At 72.7% G+C, this 20,385-nt stretch carries 14 protein-coding genes and 1 pseudogene; 8 read left to right on the top strand and 7 right to left on the bottom strand.

The window, feature by feature from the left end; translation table 11 throughout:
• The 3 genes and pseudogenes from JQN83_RS33615 to JQN83_RS32265 all read left to right on the top strand — a co-directional run.
• A pseudogene (locus tag JQN83_RS33615) lies at window positions 1-101 on the top strand (IS5 family transposase); the annotation flags it as partial.
• A gap of 31 nt (window positions 102-132) precedes the next feature.
• The gene (locus tag JQN83_RS32270) at window positions 133-537 is read left to right on the top strand and encodes a thioesterase family protein (protein WP_208570936.1); all 405 of its coding nucleotides are present in this window, start codon (window positions 133-135) and stop codon (window positions 535-537) included.
• Window positions 534-1,364: an MBL fold metallo-hydrolase gene (locus JQN83_RS32265; RefSeq protein ID WP_208570935.1), complete on the top strand. Its 831-nt coding sequence runs from the start codon at window positions 534-536 to the stop codon at window positions 1,362-1,364. The genes JQN83_RS32270 and JQN83_RS32265 overlap by 4 nt, the downstream gene beginning before the upstream one ends.
• A 93-nt stretch (window positions 1,365-1,457) precedes the next feature.
• Here the strand turns inward: JQN83_RS32265 and JQN83_RS32260 are convergent, their stop codons facing one another.
• Entirely contained in the window at window positions 1,458-2,390 is a 933-nt protein-coding gene (locus JQN83_RS32260; protein WP_208570937.1) for a carbohydrate kinase family protein, read from the bottom strand.
• Window positions 2,391-2,728: 338 nt separating this feature from the next.
• Between JQN83_RS32260 and JQN83_RS32255 the strand changes: the two genes are divergently transcribed.
• On the top strand, window positions 2,729-3,868 hold the full coding sequence (locus JQN83_RS32255) for a lytic polysaccharide monooxygenase (RefSeq protein ID WP_208570934.1): 1,140 nt from the start codon (window positions 2,729-2,731) through the stop codon (window positions 3,866-3,868).
• Between the two features lie 99 nt (window positions 3,869-3,967).
• Here the strand turns inward: JQN83_RS32255 and asnB are convergent, their stop codons facing one another.
• Window positions 3,968-5,929 (bottom strand): asparagine synthase (glutamine-hydrolyzing), encoded by a 1,962-nt coding sequence (gene asnB / locus JQN83_RS32250; RefSeq protein ID WP_208570933.1) that lies wholly within the window; start codon window positions 5,927-5,929, stop codon window positions 3,968-3,970.
• Between the two features lie 320 nt (window positions 5,930-6,249).
• On the opposite strand from asnB, the gene JQN83_RS32245 reads away from it, so the two are divergent.
• Both JQN83_RS32245 and JQN83_RS32240 read left to right on the top strand, forming a co-directional pair.
• Complete coding sequence (locus tag JQN83_RS32245) at window positions 6,250-7,731, top strand: aminopeptidase P family protein (protein ID WP_208570932.1); 1,482 nt, start codon at window positions 6,250-6,252, stop codon at window positions 7,729-7,731.
• Between the two features lie 1,049 nt (window positions 7,732-8,780).
• Complete coding sequence (locus JQN83_RS32240) at window positions 8,781-10,454, top strand: right-handed parallel beta-helix repeat-containing protein (RefSeq protein WP_208570931.1); 1,674 nt, start codon at window positions 8,781-8,783, stop codon at window positions 10,452-10,454.
• A 225-nt stretch (window positions 10,455-10,679) separates the two neighbouring features.
• Here the strand turns inward: JQN83_RS32240 and pulA are convergent, their stop codons facing one another.
• From pulA to JQN83_RS32215, 5 genes are all read right to left on the bottom strand, one after another.
• Complete coding sequence (gene pulA / locus JQN83_RS32235; RefSeq protein ID WP_208570930.1) at window positions 10,680-16,175, bottom strand: pullulanase-type alpha-1,6-glucosidase; 5,496 nt, start codon at window positions 16,173-16,175, stop codon at window positions 10,680-10,682.
• Between the two features lie 138 nt (window positions 16,176-16,313).
• Window positions 16,314-17,087, bottom strand: a complete 774-nt coding sequence (locus tag JQN83_RS32230; protein WP_208570929.1) for a cellulose binding domain-containing protein — start codon at window positions 17,085-17,087, stop codon at window positions 16,314-16,316.
• Window positions 17,088-17,191: 104 nt separating this feature from the next.
• Window positions 17,192-17,908 (bottom strand): hypothetical protein, encoded by a 717-nt coding sequence (locus tag JQN83_RS32225; protein WP_208570928.1) that lies wholly within the window; start codon window positions 17,906-17,908, stop codon window positions 17,192-17,194.
• A 123-nt stretch (window positions 17,909-18,031) separates the two neighbouring features.
• A complete protein-coding gene (locus JQN83_RS32220; protein ID WP_208570927.1) occupies window positions 18,032-18,421 on the bottom strand; it encodes a DUF6841 family protein in 390 nt (129 codons plus the stop codon).
• Between the two features lie 37 nt (window positions 18,422-18,458).
• On the bottom strand, window positions 18,459-19,139 hold the full coding sequence (locus JQN83_RS32215) for a hypothetical protein (RefSeq protein ID WP_208570926.1): 681 nt from the start codon (window positions 19,137-19,139) through the stop codon (window positions 18,459-18,461).
• Between JQN83_RS32215 and JQN83_RS32210 the strand changes: the two genes are divergently transcribed.
• Together JQN83_RS32210 and JQN83_RS32205 are read left to right on the top strand one after the other, a co-directional pair.
• Window positions 19,138-19,341 (top strand): hypothetical protein, encoded by a 204-nt coding sequence (locus JQN83_RS32210; protein WP_208570938.1) that lies wholly within the window; start codon window positions 19,138-19,140, stop codon window positions 19,339-19,341. The two genes, JQN83_RS32215 and JQN83_RS32210, sit on opposite strands and share 2 nt — an antisense overlap.
• A gap of 97 nt (window positions 19,342-19,438) precedes the next feature.
• The gene (locus tag JQN83_RS32205; protein ID WP_208570925.1) at window positions 19,439-20,164 is read left to right on the top strand and encodes an alpha/beta hydrolase; all 726 of its coding nucleotides are present in this window, start codon (window positions 19,439-19,441) and stop codon (window positions 20,162-20,164) included.
• Window positions 20,165-20,385 lie beyond the last annotated feature (221 nt).

Below are 20,385 nucleotides of genomic sequence, written 5' to 3'. Positions count from 1 at the left end.
ACAGACTCAAACGCAACCGCGCTGTGGCGACCCGCTTCGACAAGCTCGCCGTGCGCTACGAGGCCACCGTGCACATCGCCGCGATCAACGAGTGGCTGTGACCAACTTCGACACAGGGCCTAGGCTGACCCCATGCTGGAACAGCCGGACGCACCGTTCCCGCCGGGGCTGACCGCCCGGGTGGAGCTGACCGTCGCCGACGCCGACACCGCGCGGGCCGTCGGCTCCGGTGACGTGCCGGTGCTGGCCACCCCCCGGGTGCTGGCCCTCGCCGAGGCCGCCACGGTGGCCGCGACGGCACCCCGGATGCCCACCGGCCGGACCACGGTCGGGGTCCGGGTCGAGCTGGCACACCTGGCCGCCACTCCGGTCGGGCGGACCGTGGTGGCCCACGCCCGGCTGGTCGAGGCCGACGGGCGGCGGCTGCTGTTCGAGGTGACGGTGACCGACGGCGACACGACGGTGGCGTCGGGCCGGGTGGAGCGGGCGCTGGTCGACCGGCAACGGTTCGTCGAGCGGGCGGCGCGGGTGTCATGACGAACCGGTTCGTGGAGATCGCCGACCGGGTCCACGTGCTGCGGGAACCGCTGCTCGACGTCAACGTCACGCTGGTGGTCGGCGACGGCGCGGCGCTGCTGGTGGACACCCTGTCCACCGCCGGTCAGGCCGCCGAGCTGGCCGCCGCGGCGCGGGCCGTCACCCCGCACCCGTGGACGCTGGTCAACACCCACCACCACTTCGACCACTGCTTCGGCAACGCGACGCTCGCCGCCGACCCACCCCGCCCGGTGTACGCGCACGAGGTGGCCGCCGCCGCACTGCGGGACCGGCCGGACCGGCTGCGCCGGGCGGCGTACGAGGAGATGCGGGCGGAGCATCCCGGGCTCGCCGCCGAGCTGGCCGGGACGACCCTGCTGGCCCCGACGCACACCGTGCACACCGAGACCGTGCTGGACGTCGGCGGCCGGCGGGTGGTGCTGCGGCACCCGGGGCACGGGCACACCGACGGGGATCTGGTGGTGCACGTGCCGGATGCCGACGTGCTGGTCGCCGGGGATCTGGTGGAGCAGTCCGGGCCGCCGGCCTTCGAGGAGTCCTACCCGTTGCAGTGGCCGGACGCCGTGGCCGACCTGCTGCGGATGAGCACGCCCGCGACGGTGGTGGTGCCGGGCCACGGCACGCCGGTGGACGTGGAGTTCGTCCGGGCCCAGCACGCCCAGCTGGTCGAGCTGGCCTGGCTGATCCGGGCCGCGCACACCGGCGACGCCCCGCCGGAGCGGGTGGCCGCCGACTCCCCGTTCGGTGCCCGGCCCGGCCTGGTCGCCGCCCGCCGGGGCTACCGGGAACTCGACGGCACGCCCTGAGTCACCGGCCGCCGCGGGCGGCCGGACGGACTGCCACCGCGCCGGGCCCGACCGTCGACCCGGTCGCTGCGGTGACCGGGTGGGACGCCGCGCTCAGTCGGCGAAGCGGCGGCGTACCGCGTCCCGGGTGGGCATGGCGACCGCGCCGCCGGGTGACTCGCAGACCAGGCCGGCGACCCGCAGGGCGAACGCCACCCGCCGGTGCCAGCCGGTCGGCTCGGTCGGTTCGCCGTCGGCCAGCAGCTCGGCGATGAGCGCGGCCATCACCGAGTCGCCCGCGCCGGTGGCGTCCACCGCCTGGACCTTCGGCGCGGGCACCCGGACCGGGTCGGGACCGGCGGCGACCAGGGCACCGTCCGCGCCGAGGGTCACCACCACCGTGCCCGCGCCCACCTCCCGCAGGTACGCGGCGACCCCCTCGACCGGCTCGTCGGGCCAGAGGAGGGCGGCGTCGGCGCTGCTGAGCTTCACCAGGTGCGCGCCGGCGGCGAACTCCACCACCACCTGGCGCAGGCCGGCCAGTTCCGCCGGGCCGGACAGCAGCCGGGGCCGGACGTTGGGGTCGAAGACCCGCAGCCCGGGCGCGAGCGACCAGGCCCGCCGGGCGGCGGCGAGCGTCGGGGGGCGCAGCAGCACGATCGAGCCGCAGTAGAGCACGTCCGCGCCCTCGATCAGCACCCCGTCCAGGTCGTCGGCCGCGAGCAGGCCGTACGACGGTGGTTCGCCGTAGAAGCGGAAGTCCGGCTCGGCCCCCGTGTGGGTGGTGACCGCCAGCGTGGTGGGTGCGGGCACGGTGACCGCGCCGGTCAGCCCGACCCCGGCGTCGGCCAGGAAGCCGCGGATGCGGCCGGCGAGCACGTCGTCGCCGAGGGAGCCGACGAACTCGGCGGTGCCGCCGAGCCGGGCCACCCCGACGGCGACGTTGAGCGGGCCGCCGCCGATCGCCTGCCGGAACACCGGCTGCCCCTCGGACTCGGCGTCCAACAGGTCGATCAGCGCCTCACCGAGCACCACCGCGTACCCCACGTCGCCTCCCAGCGCGTCGTCGTCGGCTACCAGGCTGGCACAACGGTCCATGCCGATCGGGGCCGGCCGGGCAACCAGATCCCACCCATCGAGCAACGACTATTGCGTGCTTCGTCCGGGCGTGATGGTATTGGGGTGCCGGGCCGGCGCGGAGGGCTGCCGCACCCGCTCGGCGATCAGCTGGGGTCTGACGCGAGAGGCACCGGTCCGTGGGCACGGACCGCCGACGGCACGCGCCCGTCGGCCCCTGTCGGGCCGCCGGCCAGAGCCGCGACCGACGCATCCCTCACCTTGTGCGGGGCGGGCGTTCGCGCCACCCCGCGGATCAGGAGAAGCTCGTGCTTCGTTCCCGTACGGCCGCGTTGTTCACCGCGGCCGCCACCCTCGCCTTCGGGGCTGTCGCCCTGACGGTGCAGCCCGAACCGGCCGCCGCACACGGCACGCCGATCGTTCCGGGCAGCCGGACCTACCTGTGCTGGCAGGACGGCCTGAGCCCCACCGGCGAGATCCGGCCAAACAACCCGGCCTGCTCCGCCGCCGTCGCCCAGAGCGGCACCAACTCCCTCTACAACTGGTTCAGCGTGCTCCGCTCGGACGCCGGTGGCCGCACCGTCGGCTTCATCCCCGACGGCAAGCTGTGCAGCGGCGGCAACACCGGTTTCGCCGGGTACGACCTGGCCCGCACCGACTGGCCGCTGACCCACCTGACGTCCGGTGCCCGGCTGGACTTCAAGTACAGCAACTGGGCGCACCACCCGGGCACCTTCTACTTCTATGTAACGAAGGACAGCTGGAGCCCGACCCGGCCGCTGGCCTGGAGTGACCTTGAGGAGCCGTTCCTCACGGTGACCAACCCGCCCCAGCGGGGCGCGTCGGGCACCAACGAGGGGCACTACTACTTCAGCGGGAACCTGCCGTCGGGCAAGTCCGGCCGGCACATCATCTACTCCCGCTGGGTCCGCTCGGACAGCCAGGAGAACTTCTTCGGCTGCTCGGACGTCACCTTCGACGGTGGCAACGGCCAGGTGACCGGGGTCGGCAGCGGCAACAACCCGACCACGCCGCCGCCCACCACCACCCCGCCGCCGACCACGACCCCGCCGCCGCCGACCACCACGCCGCCGCCGCCGACCACGACCCCGCCGCCGCCGACCACCACCCCGCCGCCGGGCAACAGCGACTGCATGGCGGTCTACAAGGTGGTCAGCGCCTGGAACGGCGGCTTCCAGGGTGAGGTCACCATCATGAACCACAGCACCCGCACGTACGGGGGCTGGGCGGCGAGCTGGACCTGGCCCAACGGCCAGGTGATCTCGCAGGTCTGGAACGGCTCGCTGAGCACCAGCGGGTCGACGGTGACCGTCACCAACGCCGCGTACAACGGCTCGATCGCGCCGGAGAAGACGACCACGTTCGGCTTCACGGCGAGCAGCTCCGGCACCAACGGGCTGCCGACGGTCTCCTGCTCCGGCCGGTGACCCGACGCTGAACGCACACACCGGAGGCCCCCACCCGTCGGGTGGGGGCCTCCGGTCCGTCCGGGCCCGGTGTCCGTCGCGACGGTGCCGGGGGCGGGGTCAGCGGACCATGCTGCCGACCACCGGCTTGGTGAGCAGGGCCGACTGGTTGCGCTGGATGCCCGGGTCGAGGGTCTTGGCCACGAAGATGGCGTGCCAGATGCAGAAGATCAGCACCGTCCACACCTTGCGGGAGTTGTCCGCCTCCTCGCGCTTGTGCTCCTCCAGCAGCCGCATCGCGTACGACAGGTCGATCAGGTCGCCGGCACCGGAGGTGGACAGCACGTGCCGGGCCCACTCGTACATCTCGCCGCGCAGCCAGACCCGGGTGGGGGTCGGGAAGCCCAACTTCTTGCGGTTGACGATGGCCGGCGGCACGACGCCCTGCAACGCCTGGCGCATGGCGTACTTGGTGGCGTCGGAACGGGGCGGCAGCTTCAGGTCGACCGGGATGGTGGCCGCCACGTCGAAGACCGCCCGGTCCAGGAACGGCACCCGCACCTCCAGCGAGTGCGACATCGAGATCCGGTCCGCCTTGACCAGGATGTCGCCGCGCAGCCAGGTGTAAAGGTCGACGTACTGCATCTTGGTGACGTCGTCCAGCTCGGTGCACTCGGCGTAGATCGGGGCGGTGACGTCGGTGTAACGCACCGACGGGTCGTAGCGGCGCAGCAGGTGCTGCTTCTCCTCCTCGGTGAACATCCGGGCGTTGCCGTAGTAGCGCTGCTCGATCGGGGTGGTGCCGCGCTCCAGGAAGCTCTTGCCCTTGACCCCCTGCGGGATCGCTTTGGAGACCGCGCGCAGGCCCTTCTGCACCCCACCCGGCAGCCCGTTGACGGTGCCGAGGGAGAGCGGCTCCCGGTAGATGGTGTAACCGCCGAAGAACTCGTCGGCACCCTCGCCGGAGAGCACCACCGTGACGTGCTCAGCGGCCTTCTTGGCGACGAAGTAGAGCGGCACCAGCGCCGGGTCGGCCACCGGGTCGTCCAGGTGCCAGACGATCTTCGGCAGCGCGTCGATCATGTCCTGCGGCCCGATCTTGGTCGGGATCGTCGTCACGTCGAGATGCCGGGCCGAGTCCTGGGCCACGTCGATCTCGGAGTAGCCGGGCACGTCGTAGCCGACGGTGAAGGTGAGGATGTTGGGATTGAACTCGCGGGCCAGGGCCACCACGGCAGTCGAGTCGATGCCGCTGGACAGGAACGAGCCGACCGGCACGTCCGAGCGCATGTGCATCCGTACGCTCTCCCGCAGCGTCTCCCGGATCTCGTGGTACAGCCGCTGCTCGTCGGCGACCGGGGCGGGCCGGAACACCGGCCGGTACCAGCGCCGCACGTCCAGCCGGCCCCCCGGCGACCAGGTCAGGTACTCCCCGGAGCCGATCCGGCTGATCCCCTGGTGCAGGGTGCCGGGCTCGGGAACGTACTGGAGGGTGAGGTAGTGGCTGAGGTTGGCGGTGTCGATGCCGGCGTCACCCTGGTAGTAGGAGTGCGCGAAGGGCAGCAGCGCCTTCTTCTCGGAGGCGAGGTAGAGGCCGTCGGCGGTCTCCAGGTAGTGCAGCGGCTTGATGCCGAAGTAGTCCCGCGCGCCGAACGCCCGACGCTCCTGCCTGTCCCAGATGACGAAGGCGAACATGCCGCGCAGCCGGGTGAGCACCTGCTCGCCCCAGTAGTGGTAGCCGGCGACGATCACCTCGCCGTCACCGGCGGTGGCGAACTGGGCCCCGAAGTTGCGGGCCAGCTCCTCGCGCAGCTCGATGTAGTTGTAGATCTCGCCGTTGAAGGTCAGCAGGTAGCGGCCGCCCGCGTAGGGCAGCGGCTCGTGGCTGGACGCCACGTCGATGATGGCGAGCCGCTTGTGGGCGAACACCCCGTCGGCGTAGTGGCCGGTGGCGTCACCGACCACCTCGACCCCTGTCTCGTCCGGTCCGCGGTGGTGCAGGCATTCCAACGCCCCCGCGATGTTGTCGCGGTGGGCGGCGGCGTTGCCGTTCGCGCTGAAGAAGGCCAGGAGTCCGCACATGGCCGCCATCTTTCCACGCGGCACATTCCCCTCGCGCGGCACCGCTGACCCTGTCCCCCCTCCCCGCGACCCGCTGTGACCACCCGGCTCCGCAGGCTCACCGGCACCGCCCCCGGCACCGCAGGCCCACCAGGACCGCCCCGGCACCGTAGGCCCACCGGCACCGCCCTCGGCGCCGCAGGCCCACCCGGCTGCCGCCCTCGGCACCGCAGGCCCACCCGGCTGCCGTGCCGGGGCGGTCCGGCCGGGGCAAGGCCGGCACCCCGTCCGGCCGCGGTCGGAGTACCGTCTGGACGAGCGACGAGGCGAAGGGAGCCGACATGGCCGAGGACCGGACGGACGGCAAGCCGGCGGACGGCACCGAATCGCACGATCCGGACTTCCCGGAGGCGTTCCTGTCCTTCATGCGGCAGGGCTGGCGCGACACCGGCCTGCCGGTCGGGCCCCGACCGGAGGTCCCGCACCACGCCAAGCGGCGAGCCGCGCTCTCCGCGGCGTTCCCGGGCGAGACGCTGGTCATCCCCACCGGCACCGAGAAGGTACGCGCCAACGACACCGACCATCCGTTCCGGCCGGGCAGCGACTTCGCCTACCTGACCGGCGACCACGACCCGGACAGCGTCCTGGTGCTGCGCCCCAACGGCTCGGGGCACGACGCGACGCTGTACATGCGTCCCCGTTCCTCGCGGGAGACCGACGAGTTCTTCCGCAGCCGGCACGGCGAGCTGTGGGTGGGCCGGCGGCACACCCTGGCCGAGAAGTCCACCGAACTGGGTCTGGCCACCGAGGACCTGTCCGCGCTGGACCGGGCGCTGGCCCGGATGGCACCGGGGCGGACCCGGGTGCTGCGCGGCTTTGACCAGCGGGTCGACGCGGCGGTACGCCCGTGGGACGGCTCCCGCGAGGAGGGGCAGCCGGGCCGCGACCGGGAGCTGGCGATCACCATCGCCGAGCTGAAGCTGGTCAAGGACGAGTGGGAGGTCGCCCAGCTCCAGGAGGCGGTCGACGCCACCGTACGCGGCTTCGAGGACGTGGCCCGGGTGCTGCCGGCCGACCGGGGGGTCTCCGAGCGGCTGCTGGAGGGGATCTTCGCGCTGCGGGCCCGGCACGACGGCAACGACGTCGGCTACAGCTCGATCGTGGGGGGCGGCGAGCACGCGACGATCCTGCACTGGGTGCACAACCACGGCGCGACCCGCCCGGGTGAGTTGCTGCTGATGGACATGGGTGTGGAGAACCGCAACCTCTACACCGCCGACGTGACCCGGGTGCTGCCGGTGGACGGCCGGTTCACCCCGCTGCAACGCCAGGTCTACGACGCGGTGTACGCGGCACAGCAGGCCGGTATCGACGCGATCCGGCCGGGTGTCGGGTTCCGCGAGGTACACCTGACCTCGATGCGGGTGCTCGCCGAGGCGCTCAAGGATCTCGGCCTGCTCCCGGTGAGCGTCGACGAGGCGATGGACCCGGCCTCGACGGTCTACCGGCGGTGGACCCTGCACGGCACCAGCCACATGCTCGGCATCGACGTGCACGACTGCGCCAACGCCCGCAAGGAGAAGTACCGCGACGGCGCGCTGGGTGAGGGGTACGTGCTCACCGTCGAGCCGGGGCTGTACTTCCAGCCGGAGGACGAGCTGGTCCCGGAGGAGTTGCGCGGCATCGGGGTCCGGATCGAGGACGACATCCTGGTCACCGCGACCGGTTCGGTCAACCTGTCGGCCGGTCTGCCCCGCCGCTCCGACGAGGTGGAGACCTGGCTGGCCGAGCAGCGTGAGGCGGGTCCCCGCCTGCCCGGCTGACCCGACCAGCGCGGGGCAACCCGTCCGCGACCGACCCGACACCAGGCACCAGGCACCAGGCACCAGGCACCAGGCACCAGGATGGGGTGGGATGGGATGGGTGGGCACCCACCCCCCCATCCGCCCGGCCCGACGCGCCCGACCCGGCCCGACGCGCCCGACCCGGCCCGGCCCGCCCGACCCGGCCCGCCCGGCCCGACGCGCCCGACCCGGCCCGGCCCGCCGGACCCGTCCCGCCGACCCGACGACCGCTTGCACCACTCGTCCGACCTCGGCCGCTCGACCCATCCGGCCGAGCCGTCCGGGCATCACCCACGGTGGCCCTGCCGCCGGTGCGCGTCGCCCCATCGGGGCCCGGCACCGGCAGCAGGGCCGCAGTCGTCCGGCCGCCCCGGCACCCACAGCGCGGCTCTCCCCTCCCCACGCTGCCCCGCGCACCCCTTCATGATCACGCTCGAACCAGGTTGTAGTGGCCTCGGTCGCTCGTGAGGCCACTACAACCTGGAAACAGCACGACCTTGCGGGCGAGAACGAGGACAGTGCACGCGACTCGGGGCACGCGGCGCGGGGCTCAGGGCTCGGGGCACGCGACTCGCGACTCGGGGCACGCGGCACGCGGCACGCGGCACGCGGCACGCGGCACGCGGCACGCGGCACGCGGCACGCGGCACGCGGCACGCGGCACGCGGCACGCGGCACGGGCTCGGGGCACGGGGCACGGGCTCGGGGCACGGGGCACGGGCTCGGGGCACGGGGCACGGGCTCGGGGCACGGGGCACGGGCTCGGGGACCGGGGTGGCCCTGGGCCGGGGTGGCCGTGACGGCACGGATGCGGCACGGTGCGGCGGATCGACCGCCTAGGCCCGGCCGTCCGGGAAACCACCTGCCCGGCGGAGCACGTCCCCGAAGCGGGCTTTATTCGTATTTGCCCTCATAGCGAGGAACCCTCTCATACCGTGGGTTTCGGGAGCTACAACCGATTTGTAGCAGGGGACGCTCGCTCACGTGCGGCGACCCTGTCTGGTACGAGGAGAGGGCAGAGAGCTCCGATGTCCAACTACCTAACGAACAACGAAGCCTCCGCGCGGGCGACGGGGAGCAGGAGCCGTCGCAAGCTCTGGCTCGCCAGTGGCGTCGCCGGGTTGACAGGTGTGGTCAGTCTCGCCGCGGTGGGCGTCGCCGGCAGCGCCGGGGCGGTCGGGGTGAGCGGACTGAAGTGGAACACCACTCAGCAGGTCACCAAGGACGGCGACCACGGTCGCGGCGAAGAGGGCCGTGGCGAGGAGGGCCCGGACCGTGGCGGCAAGGACGACCGTGACGGCAAGGACCACGAGCGTGGAAAGGAGGTGCCCTGCGACACCGACCGGCTCATCCAGGCCATCGTCTTCGCCAACAGCCGTGACGGCGGCGTGCTGGACCTGGCCAAGGGCTGCACCTACAACCTGACCCGCAACCAGGACGGCAACGGCCTGCCGGTGATCACCCAGAACATCACCCTGCGGGGTGAGCACACCACGATCACCCGGGACGCCACCGCCGACTACTTCCGGATCCTCAACGTGGGTCCCGGCGGTCACCTGAACCTCAAGGGCCTGACCATCAAGGGTGGGCAGACCATCGAGGCGTTGCAGCCGGTCTCCGCGGCAGCGGTGTGGGGGGCCTACTCGGACTCCCAGGCGATCGCCGCCCAGGTGAAGGCCGGCACCCCGCTGGCCCAGGCGCTCGCCGCCCGTAAGGCGAACCCGAAGGCCGGTCTGAAGGCCGCGCCGAAGGCCGCCCGCAAGGCCACGGTGAAGGCCGCGCCGAAGGCCAAGCCGGGGAAGGCCACCACCCTGATCGAGGAGCCGGGCGTCAACGACGGCGCCGGGATCCTGGTGCAGCCGGGCGGTGCCGCCAACCTGTTCGACACCTCGGTCGTGCTGAACCAGTCCGGCGGCAACGGCGGCGGGCTGGCCAACTTCGGTACCACGTCGCTGCGGCACACCGAGGTCGCCCACAACACCGCCTTCTTCTTCGGCGGTGGCATCTTCAACGCCGGCCTGCTCACGGTCGACGAGTCCACGATCACCGACAACACCGCCATCGTCGGTGGTGGCGGTGTCTCCAACGGCGCCGCGGAGATCTTCACCGAGGACGTCGACGGGGGTACCGCCCTGATCGAGAAGTCCAAGATCACCGACAACGAGACGCTCGGCTTCGGCGGCGGTCTGCTCGACATCGGCGGCAACACCACCGTGCACTCCACGGAACTGCTGTCGAACACCGCCGTACTCGCCGGTGGCGGTATCGCCGTGGCGGACGCCCAGGTCAACGTGCACCACTCGACGGTGGCCAAGAACAGCACCGCGGGCGTCGGCGGTGGCGTGGCCGTCGCGTTCGACAGCGCGGTCACCATCGAGAAGAGCTACCTCAAGGAGAACACCGCCGGCTTCTTCGGCGGCGGGCTGTTCAACGCGGACAGCGTCACCACGGTGCGTGAGTCCGAGGTCGTCGCCAACCGGGCCCTCGGTCCGATCGGCGTCGGCGGCGGCATCTTCAACATCTTCGGCGAGGTCAACCTCAGCCGGACGAAGGTCGCCAACAACTTCGCCACCCTCGCCCCCGGCGGTGTGTTCACCTTCGAGGGTGTGGTGAACGTGGACGACAAGTCCGCGATCGTCGCGAACCGTCCGACCAACTGCCTGGCGATCCCGGGCGACACCATCCCGAACTGCTTCGGCTGAGCATCCTCGGGTGACATGCCGTCGGTGACGGCGGCGCACGCACCGGCCCCCCTCCGCAGCACGCGGAGGGGGGCCGGTCGTCACCCGCGCCGACACCGTGCGAGCACCGCGGGACCAGCGCCGCACGACGCACCGCCCGCACCGGCACCGGCACCGTGCGACGCACCGCCGGACCAGCGCCGAACGACGCACCCCCGCGCCGGCACCCGACGGAGCAGCGCCGGGTCAGCGTTGGACGAAGACCGCCACGCTGCGCGCCGGCACGGTGAAGGTGCCCGCCGACCGGTCGAACGTGGCGGTCCGCAGCCCCGGGTCGGCGGAGCCGGCCAGCACCGGGTGCAGGGCGGTGTCGGTGCCCCGTAGCCCGGTCACCGTCTGCTTCGCCGTCGCCGGGGTGGCGTTGAAGACCACGGTCACCGTCTTCCACCGGCCACCGAGCCCCCGGGCGTCGAGGGTCATGGTGAGCACCCCCGGGGTCTCCTTCGCCCCGGACAGCGGGAACGCGACCCGCTGCTGCACCTGCGCGGCGGTGGTCAGCCCGAACACCGGCGACGACCGCCGGATCTCCAGCAGCTCCGCGTACCGGGCGTCGGCCAGGTCGATCGCGGCGCAGCCCGGCACCAGGGCCGGGTCGGCCAGCAACGGTTTGGCGTACGGCCACTTGTCCTGGTTGTCCGCCGCCGGGGGGAGGCCGACGCCGAAGCCGTTGCCCTGGGCGCAGTCCCAGCGGATCTGGTTGAACCAGTCACCGGAGTTGTAGGAGTTGCGGTCCAGCGACTTGGAGCGCAGCCGCTCGGAGCCGGCCGCCACGAAGCCGGTGCCCTGCCCGAGAGCGGTGGTGGCCAGGGCCAGCACCTGCATCCGGGCCCGGTCCGCCGCCGAGGTCCCGGTCGGCAGCTTGTACGCCAGCGCGTCGTACAGGATCTCGTTGTCGTGCGCGTCGACGTAGGTGACCGCCTCGCCGGGGGCGGCGGTGTAGCCGGCCGGGGAGCCGTTGTAGTCCACCTGCGCCCCGGTGACCTGCCGGCCGGCGGAGTCGGTGAACCGGTAACCGCGCAGGTTGCCGGTCAACCCCACCTTGATCAGGTCCTGCTGGTGCAGCAGCCGGGCCTTCTGCTCAACGGCGGTGCCGTTGGCGTCGTCGCCGTTGGGGTCGGTGTAGAGGCCGGAGGCGAAGCCCTGCACGCGCGGGTTGCCGTCGAAGGGGCCGCCACCGCGTACCGCGTCGCGGAGCCGGTCGTTGAAGGTGCCGATCCCGGTGCCGGCCATGTTGGCCTGGGTGGCCTGGACGAACCGGGCGTCGTCGGCGACCTCGCCGAAGTTCCAGCCCTCGCCGTAGAGCAGGATCTTCTTCCCGTCGACACCGTCGCGGGCGAGGGTGAGACGGTCCAGCGCGGCCCGGACGGCCAGGATGTTGGCCTTCGGGTGGTGGCCCATCAGGTCGAACCGGAAGCCGTCCACCTTGTACTGCTTGGCCCAGACGACCAGCGAGTCGACCACCAGCTTGCCCATCATGGCGTGCTCGGGGGCGGTGTTGGCGCAGCAGGTCGAGTTGGCGACGGTGCCGTCGTCGAGCAGCCGGTGGTAGTAGCCGGGCACCACCTGGTCCAGCACCGACTTCGGATCGGTGCCGGCGGCGGAGGTGTGGTTGTAGACCACGTCCAGCACCACCCGCAGGCCGGCGCCGTTGATCCCGGCGACCATCCGGCGGAACTCCGCGGTCCGCCGCGCCCCGTCCGGGTCGACGGCGTAGCCGCCCTCGGGGACGGTGTAGTGCAGCGGGTCGTACCCCCAGTTGTAGCCGTCGGTGTCGGCGACCGCCGCGACGCACGCCTGCTGCCGGTCGGAGTCCGGGGGCAGTGCCGCCAGGTCGCAGTCGGGCTGCCGCTGGTCGGCCCACTTCTCGGGGATGGTGGCGAAGTCGAACACCGGCAGCAGGTGCAGGTAGTTGACCCCGGCGTCGCCGAGCGCCTTGAGGTGTTTCATGCCGGCCGTGCCCGGGTCGGTGAAGGCCAGGTAGGTGCCCCGCCGGTCGGCCGGGACGGTGGTGTCGGCGATGGAGAAGTCGCGTACCGACAGTTCGGAGATCTGCGCCCGCGACGCGGGCGTCGCGGCCGGCTTGCGCAGCCCGGACCAGCCGGCGGGGGCGAGCGCCGGGTCGGTCAGGTCGACGATCTGGCTGTGCGTGGAGTCCGCCGCGAGCGCCACCGAGTAGGGGTCGGTGACCGAGGCGGTGACGATCTTCTGGGCGGCCGGTTGCCAGGCTTCGACCCGGTAGCGGTAGTACCGGCCGGTCCAGTCGCGGCTGCCGCGTACCGACCAGACGCCGGTACGGTCGTCGCGGCGCATCGCCACCGTGCGCGGCTGCGCCGACGGCGTGTCGGACAGTTCGAGGGTGACGGTGCGGGCGGTGGGTGCCCAGACCGCGAGGGTGGGCACCTTACCGGCGAAGCTGACGCCGAGCGTCGCGTCGGTGGCGGCCCGGTAGACGTCGTCGAGCGCGCCGGGGATCTGCACCCCGGTCGCGCGCAGCAGCGCCCCCCGGGCGTCGCGTTCGGTCACCACGAGTTGCCCGCGCAGCGCCGCCGGCACCTTCGCCAGGTCGGCCCGGTCGAGACGGAACGCCTGGTGGGCCCACAGGTGCGGGAAGGCCGCCCGCTGCGCCTCGGTGAGCCCGTTGCGTTGCGCCCGCAACGGCAGCGAGGTGTACGTCCCGGACAGCTCCCCGTCGACCACACTCAGCCCACCCGCCGGGGCGGCCACCAGGGCGTACGCCCTGCCGTCGGTCGGGCCGACGGCCCAGGTGACGGTGGACCTGTCGATCCACTGCGCCTGCTGTTTCGTGATGTCGAGGTCCTTCGTCGTCCCGGTGGCGGTGGCGGGGAGCAGCCGGCCGGGCACCCCGCCCAGCAGCCAGACCTCGTGGCCGACGCCGGTCAGGTCGAGGCGCTGGTCGTCGGGCTGATCCTTGGTGTCGCCCCGGTGGATGATGTAGTTGAGCCCGGTCGCGCCGGCCGCCAGCGGCACCCGGAACAGCGCGCCGAAGGAGTCCACCTTCTCGGGCAGGAGCGGGCTGGCCCAGTCGGTCGGGGTGGCCGCCCCGTCCCACAGGTGCAGGCCCCAGCCGGCGTAGTCGTTGTCGGCCTTGCGCCAGTGGATGATCGCGGTGCCCGGGTCGACGGCCGGGTCGGGTTCGCCGGTGGCGGCCTGCCGGGTGGGATAGAGCGCCGGGTCGCCCTGCTTGACCCAGACCTCACCGGTGGCGGTCACGTCGACGGTGCGGTCGTTGGCGACGTCCTTGTTTCCCGCCTTGTCGACCACGAGGAACCCGACGGACTTCGCGCCGGGCTTCAGCTTCACCCAGGCGAACCGGCCGTACGAGTCCTCCCCGGCGAACGGCTGCCCGGCGGGCCACTGCGTGACGTACGCCGGATCGAGGTCACCCCAGGCGTACAGCCCCCAGTCGGCGTAGTCCCCGGCGGGGCGCTGGTAGTGCACCACCACCCAGTCCCGGGACGCGCCCTGCGCCGGGGTGCCGACCACCCCGGTCGACCGGGTGGCGGTCGTCCGCCCCTTCCCGTCGCGGACCACCGCCTTGTATTCGACCCGGGTGCCCCCGGCGAGCCCGGTCAGGTCGTGGTGCACGGTGTACGGCGCGGTGTGCGCGCTGCCCAGCAGGGTCCACTTTCCACCCGCGACCCGGGCGGCGACGGTGACGGTGGCCAGCGGGTCACCTGTCACCTGAGCGGTGACGGCGGCCCGGGTGGCGACCGGGTCGGTGCCCGGCTCGGTGAGGGTGACGGTCGGCTTGGCGGTGGCCTGTGGGACGGGCCGGCCGGCCCGGAGCACCACCGCCGCCCCGGCGGGCACGGTCACGCTCAGCTTTCCGTCGGTGCCAGCGGTCGGGGTGGCCGTGCTGCCGTAGGTGCCGGTGAAGGCGGTGCCGGGTGACCAGGTCTGCACGGTGACAGTCTGCGGGGTGCCGGCGTTGTTCACCGCCACCAGGTACTCGGTGCGGTCGGCCGGGGAGATCCGGGAGAAGGCGAAGACCCCCGGCCCGTCGGCGGCGTACCGGGTGACCTGCACCCCGTCGCGCAGGCCGGGGTGCGCGGCCCGCAGCCGGCCCAGCTCGGCGATGGTGCGGTACAGCGGGTGGTCGGTGTCGTACTGGTCCGCGGCGTGGGTGCGGGTGGTGCCGATCAGGTCGTCGTCGAGGTAGTCCGCCGTGCGGGTGGCGAACATGTCCTGCCGGGCGTCCTTGTCCCCGCCCGGCCCGGTGAAGCCCTGCTCGTCGCCGGAGTAGACGACCGGCTGCCCCCGGGTGAGGAACATCAGCTGGTGGGCGAGGCGGTCCCGACCGAGCTGACGGGCGTCGTCGCCCCCGGCGGCGGCGATGAACGAGCCGATCCGGCCCATGTCGTGGTTGCCGAGGAAGGTGGTCAGCCGGCCGGCGTCGGTGTCCCGGGCGGCGTACAGCGGGTCCTTGGCGTAGACGTCGGCCAGCGCCTTCGCCGATCCGTCGGTGGTGACGTAGCCGCGCGCCGCCTCCTGGAAGGAGAAGTCGAGGGTGGCCGGCAGCCCGCCGCGCCGTACGTAGGTGGAGGTGACCTCCTGGTCGGCGCTGTAGACCTCGCCGAACATGAAGAAGTCCTTCTTGCCGGCGGAGTCGGCGGCGCGCTTGATGCCCTGGCTGAACTGCGGCCAGAAGTCGAGGTTGACGTGCTTGACGGTGTCCAGCCGGAACCCGTCGACGTCGGTGCTGGCGATCCAGTCGCCGTACGCCTTGGTCAGGCCCTTGACCACCTCGGGCCGCTCGGTCCACAGGTCGTCGAGGCCGTAGAAGTCGCCGTACTCGCTGTTCTCGCCGGCGAAGGTGGAGTCACCCCGGTTGTGGTACATCGTCGGGTCGTTGAGCCAGGCCGGCACCTTGACGCCCGCGTCGGCGGGGCTGGCGAAGGTCGGCGTGTACGGGCCGGCGTCGGCGTTCACCCTCGGGAAGTCCCGGGTGCCGTCGGCGTAGTTGCGGTCCTCGAACTCACGCCCCTGCGCGTCGGTGTACGGCGACGTCTTCTTGTCGACGTACGCGTACTTGCCCTCGGCGTAGGAGATGACGTCGGCGGTGTGGTTGACGATGACGTCGAGGTAGACCTTGATGCCCCGCTGGTGGGCCAGCCTGACCAGCCGTTTCATCTCCTCGTTGGTGCCGAAGTGCGGGTCGACCTGGGTGAAGTCGGTGATCCAGTAGCCGTGGTAGCCGGCGGAGACGTCCGCGCCGCTGCCCTGCACGGGGCGGTTCTTGAACACCGGCGCCAGCCAGATGGCGGTGGTGCCGAGCCCCTGGATGTAGTCGAGCTTGTCGATGACGCCCTTGAGGTCGCCACCGTGGTAGAAGCCCTTGTCGGTCGGGTCGAGCCCGGTGCGCAGCCGGTCGCCGGTGAGACCGCCGGTGTCGTTGCGGCGGTCGCCGTTGGCGAACCGGTCCGGCAGGACGAAGTAGAACTGCTCGGCGCGTCCCTTACCGGTGCCGGCGGCGAGCAGGGCCTCGGTGGTGGGTTCGGCACCCCACTGGGCGGCACCGGCCGCGGCGAGAGCGTCGATGGTGGACGGGCGGTCGGTGGCGTCGGCACCGAGGTGGCGGACGGCGACCGGCACGCCGACGAGGGCGAGGGTGAGGGTGGAGACCAGGGCGAGCAGCGCCTTGCGCGGCAGCGGGGGTTTCATCGACGGCCTTCCTATGGTCGCTGATTCGCCCGCACGCTAGCCCCTTCCGAAAGGGTTCTGCAATACCTTGCAAACCAAGTCGCAACAAAGCAGCAACCTTGCAGCGACGGCAACCGGACCGGTGACCCGACGCGACGGTCAGAGACCGGAGCAGGCCACCCCGTCGACCGTGCAGCGCGACGGCCGGATGCTGCCCCCGGTGTTCTCGAAGTGGAACCGCAACGGCACCGACGCCCCCGGCGCGACGTTCACCCCACTGGTGTACGTGAACACCCCACCCGACATCCGGGGGGTGCCCTGCGGCGCACCCTCCACCCACGAGGTGACCAGCCTGCTGCCGGCGGGCGGGACCAGCCGCACCGTCCAGGGCCGGGCCACCCGGTCCCGGTTGTGCAGCAGCACCTCACCGATGAACGCCTCGTTGTTCCAACTGTCCCGCACGCTGAACCGACCCGTCATCGGCGACGACGGCGGGGCCGGTGGCGCGGGCGGCGTGGCCTGCGGGGCCGGCGGGGCGGGCGGCGTACCTCCGTCGTCGGGCGGCACCACGACCCCGTCGGGCGGCGAGGACACCGCACCGCCACCACCCGACGGGTCACCCCCGACGACGTCGGCGGGCAGCTCGACCGGCAGCGGGTCGGTGCGGCGGGGCGTCAGACCGGGGACGACCGGTTCGGGCAGGTTCGCCGCCACCGGCGCCCGGTCGGTCACCCCCGACCCGGGCAGCGAGTAGGCCGGCACCGGATCGGCCGGCCGCGCCTCGAACGCCGGCCCACGGCTGCGGTACGACGCCAGCGCCACGATCAGGAGCACGACCATCACCAGCACCCCGGTGGCGACCACGACCCATGGCGACGACGCCAGCGCACCCGCTCCGTGTGCCCGCGGTTGTGCGCGACGCATGCCGGACATGACCCTCCCTGGTCGGCCCCGTCCGAGAAGAGTAACGATCCCGGCGTTTGCCGGAAAGTGGCTGAGGCACCGGATTTTGTCCTAACCGGACAGTTCGCCGTTCGTCAGCCCCGTACCCGCAACGCGTCCACCTGGAAGTAGACGCCGTTCCGCTTGACCGCCCAGATGGTGTACGTCCCGAGCGGAAGGTCCCTGACGCTGAACACCGTCTGCTGGGGCTGGTAACGGTTCGCCCGCGCGCTCACCCGCTGCTGCTTCACCGGCCGGCCGCCGGCATCGACGACCCACACGTCGGCATCCCCGTACTCCGGGTCCCGCGACGTGATGTAGTCCAGCCCCGTGCCGGTGAACGTGAAGCTGAACGAGTCCCCGTCGTGGATCGTGTAGTGAACGTCGTCGCGGTGGTCGCCGTACGGCCGGTCCCGGGAGACCGCCCACCGCCCCCGGTAGGAGATGCCCGGGGCGTCGTCGTTGAGCAGCGTGGTCGGTTTCGGCGAGGGCGTCGCGGCCGACGGCGACACGGACGCCGACGGCGTGGCCGACCGGGACGCGGTGGGCGGTCGACCGGCCGGTGGCGGGGCCACGCCCGGTCCGCCACCGGAGTCCGGGCGGGTCCTGGTGGGCGAGGGCGACGGCAGCACCGACTCGGTCGCCACCGGCACACCCGGCACCATGATGGCCTCGCTGCGCGATCCGGCGCCGTGCTCGGCGTAACGGTCGTGACCGAGCACCGCCACCAACGCCTTGACCAGCAGGAAGAGCAGCACGATCACCGCGATCGAGGCAAGCGTCCAGGGCAGCGCGGCGATCGCGTGGGGCAACCGAGACGTCCACCGCGTCCAGCGCGTCCCCGGCATGATCCTCCTCGGTCGATCCCGTACGCAGAGATTAGCGACCGTCCAGTAGCGATGATCACCGGGGGCGGTAGGCCCGGCGCGCGCAGGTCAGCCGGTCCGGATGACGGTGCAGATCGCCGGGCCGTCCTCGGTGCCACGCAGCAGGTAGCGGTAGCGCTCCCCGGGCACCGCCCGCCCCTGGCTGTCCAGGAACTCCCACCGCACGGCGACCATGGTCAGCAGGGCGGAGACCGGCTCGACCTGCTCGATCAGCGCGTGCGCCGCGACCAGCTCCCGTTCCTGGTAGTCGGGCGCGGCACCGACGAAGGAGAGCGCGACGGCGGCCATCGTGCTGAACGAGAAGCTGTAGCTGTCGGCGACCACCAGCCCGGGCAGGGCGTAACAGCCGGCGATGGCGGGCACGTCACCGGTGGTGAGTGCCACCCCGTAACGGTCGAAGAAGTCGCTCAGCGTATCCAGATCGGTGGAAGCTCTCACGGCGTCACCAGTTGCCGTCGTCGCCCGTCGGCAAACCTCATCGGGGCGGGATGCGTACCTCGATCTCCGCGCCCAGCCGTGCGTCGCCGGCCAGGTCGAGGTCGTCGCCGCTCCAGAACCGGCCCGGGTCGTACCAGTTGGGCCGGCGGCCGGGCGGCAGCAACCCCATCGCCTCGTAGGTCACCGCCACCACCTCCGCGCAGTACGCGGTCTCCAGTGCGCGGTCGCCGGGCTGCCGGTCGGCCGGCTCGCCGTCCCGGTCCCGCCGACCCGGCAGGGGCAACGGGATGCGCAGCTGCGGGACCCGCCCCCGGGCCCACCGCCAGGCCAACTGGGCGGTGGACGGGAACGGGGTGCCGTCGAGCCGGGCCACGGTCTGCAGCACCGCCTGCTCCATCGCCAGGTCGGCCGACGGTTCGAGCTGACGCAGCCAGGCGCGCTGGCCGTACCGGTTGGCCCAGACGCAGACCGCGTCGCGCAGGTCGTGCAGCTGCACACCCCGCTGGTGGGTGCCGGTCCACATGTCCCGCAACGACCGCCCCAGCTCGGCGTGCCACATCAACGGCGGCATGTCGTCCAGCACCACCGCCATGCCGACGTGGTTGACGGGACTGTTGGTGGTGAACTGGATGGCCCGGTCCGGCACGCTGCGCCCCCGGAACACCCACACGTCACCGGTACGGCTCAGGTCGACGGCCTCGTCCAGGCTGATGCTCATGAGCGTCTACCCTAGGCCGATGCGGCAACGGATGCAGTGGTGGAAGGTCCTCGGGCTGGCGGGTATCGCGGGGGTCGCCGCGACCGGCGTGGTCGTCGCCCGCGCCGAACGGCGGCGTCGCGCGTACACCCCGGAGGAGATCCGGGACCGGCTGCGGCAGCGGCACGCCGAGGCCGCGAAGCCCGCCGACGACCCGGCCTGACCGACCCCGGGCCGTCCGTCGCCGGTCGGCCACGGACGGCACCCACGGCGGCCCCGACGGGGCAGTCGGGCGGGCCGCCGACGGCTAGGCTCCCGGCATGGATGGTGCGGTCGAGCAGCAACCCTTCGTGTTGTCACCGCCCACCGCGCCGGTGGAGCGGCACGGCCAGGTCGACCTGCACCTGCCGACCGGCCCCGGTCCGCACCCCGTGGTGGTCGTGGTGCACGGTGCCCCGCTTCCGCCGGGCGCGCCGGACCCCCGGGACTGGCTGCTCTACCGGGGCTACGGGGCGCTGCTCGCCGAGCAGGGCCTGGTCGCCGCCGTCATCAGCTACCGGGTGACCGACCTCGCCGGGCTGCCCACCACCGCCGACGAGATCGCCGGCCTGGTCGAGGCCGTCCGGTCCGATCCCCGGGTGGACGCGCAGCGGGTGGTGCTCTGGTTCTTCTCCGGTGGGGGCCTGCTGGCGGCCGACTGGCTGCGCGCCGCACCGGACTGGGTGCGGGGGATCGCGTTGACCTATCCGCTGCTCGTCCCGCTGCCCGGCTGGGAGGTGCCGGCACGGTTCCTGCCGATCGACGCCCTCGGCACGGGCTCGACGACGCCGGTGGTGCTGACCCGGGCCGGGCAGGACAAGCTCCCCGGGCTGCTGGCCGGCATCGCGGCGTTCCTCGACGCCGCCGCCCAGGTCGGGCGACCGGTGCGTCTGGTGGAGGTGCCGGACGGTCAGCACGCCTTCGACATCCTGGACCACACCGAGCAGTCCCGCGAGGCCGTCCGGGCGGCCCGGGACGCGGTGGTCGACCTGATCCGGGCCGACTGAGCCGGGTCGTCCACCCACCGCACCGGGTCCGGTGACGGGCCGAATGTCCGTTTCGTGGCGGGAGGTCCCGCACCGGACAAACCCGTTCGTGCCCGATCGTCCCGTGGCCGGGGCCACCCGCACGGCGGAATCGCCGCCGGGGCCGAGGCGTTGTACCTGGCATACCACCGCCACTCCCCCACCCGAGGGGGACGGCCCCGGAACCCCGATCGCGGAATGCG

Source organism: Micromonospora antibiotica (genome assembly GCF_017599305.1).
Classification (GTDB): Bacteria; Actinomycetota; Actinomycetes; order Mycobacteriales; family Micromonosporaceae; genus Micromonospora; species Micromonospora antibiotica.
Note: the sequence above shows the minus strand (reverse complement) of the source record. Positions and strands in the feature narration are given on the sequence as shown.